Source organism: Nonomuraea lactucae (assembly GCF_003313395.1).
GTDB classification, from domain to species: Bacteria; Actinomycetota; Actinomycetes; order Streptosporangiales; family Streptosporangiaceae; genus Nonomuraea; species Nonomuraea lactucae.
The window spans coordinates 1-3,598 of the sequence record NZ_QNFZ01000717.1 but is presented as its reverse complement, the minus strand read 5'-3'; the positions used below and the strand labels follow the sequence as shown (position 1 = coordinate 3,598).

The 3,598-nt window shown below is 74.6% G+C and carries 1 protein-coding gene and 1 pseudogene; one reads left to right on the top strand and one right to left on the bottom strand.

Features of this window, described 5'->3' with window-relative positions; genetic code table 11:
• Positions 1-683 (top strand): annotated as a pseudogene (locus DQW85_RS25960) (cobyrinate a,c-diamide synthase); the annotation flags it as partial.
• Here DQW85_RS25960 and cobN read toward each other — a convergent pair.
• On the bottom strand, positions 638-3,598 hold a 2,961-nt coding region (cobN, locus tag DQW85_RS25955), incomplete at its 5' end, for a cobaltochelatase subunit CobN (RefSeq protein WP_113702565.1). The pseudogene DQW85_RS25960 and the gene cobN overlap by 46 nt on opposite strands.

The following is a 3,598-nucleotide window of genomic DNA, read 5'->3' as shown; positions in this document are numbered from 1 at the left end:
CGCGCACGGCCCCGCCGCTGGAGGCCCGCGCCTGGGAGCCGCCGGGATCGCCAGGTGCGTCGCCGCGGCAGGCACAGCCGGGGGAGTCGCCGCGGCCGGTGGTGGCGGTGGCCGGTGGGGCGGCGTTCACGTTCGGGTACGCCGAGCACGTCGAGCTGCTCCGCGCGGCCGGGGCCGAGATCGCGGTGTTCGACCCGCTCCGCGACGAGAAGCTGCCCGCCGGGACGGGCGCCGTCGTCATCGGCGGCGGGTTCCCCGAGGTCTACGCCGCCGAGCTGGCCGCCAACGAGCCCCTCCGCGAGCAGGTGGCCGCCTTCGACGGGCCCATCGCGGCCGAGTGCGCCGGGCTGCTCTACCTGTGCCGCGAGCTGGACGGGCAGCGCATGTGCGGGCGGCTGCCGGGCGTCGCGCGGATGACGGACCGGCTCGCGCTCGGCTACCGGGAGGCGACCGCGGGCCGGGCGTCGCTGCTGACCAGGCCGGGGGAGCGCTTCAGGGGCCACGAGTTCCACCGGACCGCCGTCGAGCACGGCCACGAGCCGCTGTTCCGCTGGGAGGGCGGCGCCGACGGGTTCGGCGACGCCCTGCTCACCGCGTCCTACCTGCACCTGCACTGGGCGGGCAGCCCGGCGCTGGCTCAGCGGCTGGTGTCGTCCTCCAGGTCCCCCTCGGTCTTGAGGTAGACCTCTTGCAGGCCGCGCAGCAGTTCCGGGTCCGGGTGCTCCCACATGCCGCGCTCCGCCGCCTCCAGGAGCCGTTCGGCGATGCCGTGCAGCGCCCACGGGTTGGACTTGGCCATGAACGCCTGGTTCTCGGGGTCGAGCACGTACGTCTCGGTCAGCTTGTCGTACATCCAGTCGGCCATCACGCCCGTCGTGGCGTCGTAGCCGAACAGGTAGTCCACGGTGGCCGCCAGCTCGAACGCGCCCTTGTAGCCGTGCCGCCGCATCGCGGCCAGCCAGTTGGGGTTGACCACCCGGGCGCGGAAGACCCGGGCGGTCTCCTCCGACAGCGTCCGGGTGCGCACCGCGTCCGGGCGGGTGCTGTCGCCGACGTAGGCGGCCGGGGCCTTGCCGGTGAGCGCGCGGACCGTGGCGACCATGCCGCCGTGATACTGGAAGTAGTCGTCGGAGTCGGCGATGTCGTGCTCGCGGGTGTCGACGTTCTTGGCGGCCACGGCGATCCTGCGGTAGGCGCTCTCCATGTCCTGCCGGGCCGGTACGCCGTCGAGGTCCCGGCCGTAGGCGAAGCCGCCCCACACCGCGTACACCTCCGCCAGGTCGGCGTCGTCGCGCCAGTTGCGGCTGTCGATGAGCGGCAGCAGCCCGGCGCCGTACGCGCCGGGCGCGGAGCCGAAGATCCGCATCGTGGCCCGGCGGGCGTCGCCGTGCGACCGGGTGTCGGCGGCGACGTGGGCGCGCACGTAGTTGGCGGTGTCCGGCTCGTCCAGCCCGGCGACCAGCCGGACGGCGTCGTCCAGCATGCCCACCACGTGCGGGAACGCGTCGCGGAAGAAGCCGCTGATGCGGACCGTCACGTCGATGCGGGGACGGCCCAGCTCGTCGAGCGGCACGGGCTCCAGGCCGGTCACCCTGCGCGAGGCCTCGTCCCACGCGGGGCGGACGCCGAGCAGGGCCAGCACCTCGGCCACGTCGTCGCCCGCCGTGCGCATCGCGCTGGTGCCCCAGACGGACAGGCCGACCGAGCGCGGCCACTCCCCGGTGTCGGCCCGGTAGCGCTCCAGGAGCGAGTCGGCCATGGCCCGGCCGGTCTCCCAGGCGAGCCTGCTGGGCACCGCGCGCGGGTCGACGGAGTAGAAGTTGCGGCCGGTCGGCAGCACGTTGACGAGCCCGCGCAGCGGCGATCCGCTCGGCCCGGCGGGGACGTACCCGCCGTCGAGCGCGTGCAGCACGTGGTCGAGCTCGTCGGTGGTGCGGGCCAGCCGGGGGACGATCTCGGTGGCGGCGAAGGTCAGGATGCGCGCCACCTGTTCGGAATGCTCATCCAACGCCTGCCGCGCGACCTCAGGGGCGGCGCCGGGGGACCAGCCGCGGTCCTCCATGGCCTGCACCAGGGCGCGGGCGGTCGCCTCGGCGCGGTCCACGCTGTCCAGGCCGGCGGTGCCGTCCTCGGCCAGGCCGAGGGCCTCGCGCAGGCCGGGCAGCGTCTCGCGGCCCGACCACATCTGCCTGGCCCGCAGCATCGCGAGCACCAGGTTCACCCGCTCCGTGCCGGTCGGGGCGTGGCCGAGCACGTGCAGGCCGTCGCGGATCTGCGCGTCCTTCACCTCGCACAGCCAGCCGTCCACGTGCAGCAGGAAGTCGTCGAACTCGGTGTCGTGCGGCCGATCCGTCAGGCCGAGGTCGTGGTCGAGCCTGGCCGCCTGGATCAGCGTCCAGATCTGCGCCCTGATCGCGGGCAGCTTGGCCGGGTCCATGGCGGCGATCGAGGCGTGCTCGTCCAGGAGCTGCTCCAGCCGGGCGATGTCGCCGTAGGTCTCGGCCCGGGCCATGGGCGGGACCATGTGGTCCACGAGGACGGCGTGCGCCCGCCGCTTGGCCTGCGTGCCCTCGCCCGGGTCGTTCACCAGGAACGGGTAGACCAGCGGCAGGTCGCCGATGGCCGCGTCGGTGCCGCACGAGGCCGACATGCCGGCCGACTTGCCCGGCAGCCACTCCAGGTTGCCGTGCTTGCCCACGTGCACCATGGCGTGCGCGCCGAACTCGGCCGACAGCCAGCGGTAGGCGGCCAGGTAGTGGTGGCTGGGCGGCAGGTCGGGGTCGTGGTAGACGGCGATCGGGTTCTCGCCGAAGCCGCGCGGCGGCTGGACCATCACCACGACGTTCCCGGCGCGCAGCGCGGCCAGCACGATGTCCCCGTCGTGCACGAACAGCTCACCCGGCGGCGGTCCCCAGTGCCGCTCCATCCCCGCGCGCAGGTCCTCGGGCAGCGTGCCGTACCACTGCTCGTACGAGCGCGCGGAGATGCGCACGGGGTTGCCGGCGAGGTGCTCCTCGGTGAGCCAGTCCGGGTCCTGGCCGCCCGCGGCGATCAGCGCGTGGACGAGCGCGTCGCCGTCCTGCTCCGCCACGCCGGGGAAGCCGTCGCCCAGGTCGTAGCCCGCCTCGGCGAGCCTGGCCAGCAGCCTGACCGTGCTCGCGGGGGTGTCCAGGCCGACCGCGTTGCCGACCCGGGAGTGCTTGGTCGGGTACGCCGACAGCATCACCACGAGGCGGCGCTCTCCGGCCGGGGTGTGCCTCAGCAGGCCGTGCCGTACGGCGATGCCGGCCACGCGGGCCGCCCGCTCGGCGTCGGCGACGTAGACGGTCAGCCCGTCCTCGTCGATCTCCTTGAACGAGAACGGCACCGTGATGATCCGGCCGTCGAACTCCGGGATCGCCACCTGGGAGGCGGCGTCCAGCGGGGAGAGGCCGTCGTCGTTCTCCTCCCACGCCTGCCTGCTGCTGGTCAGGCAGAGGCCCTGCAGGATCGGCACGTCCAGCTCGGCGAGCGCGCCGACGTCCCACGCCTCGTCGTCGCCGCCCGCGCCCGCGGTGGCCGGCCGGGTGCCGCCCGCCGCCAGCACCGTGACGACCAG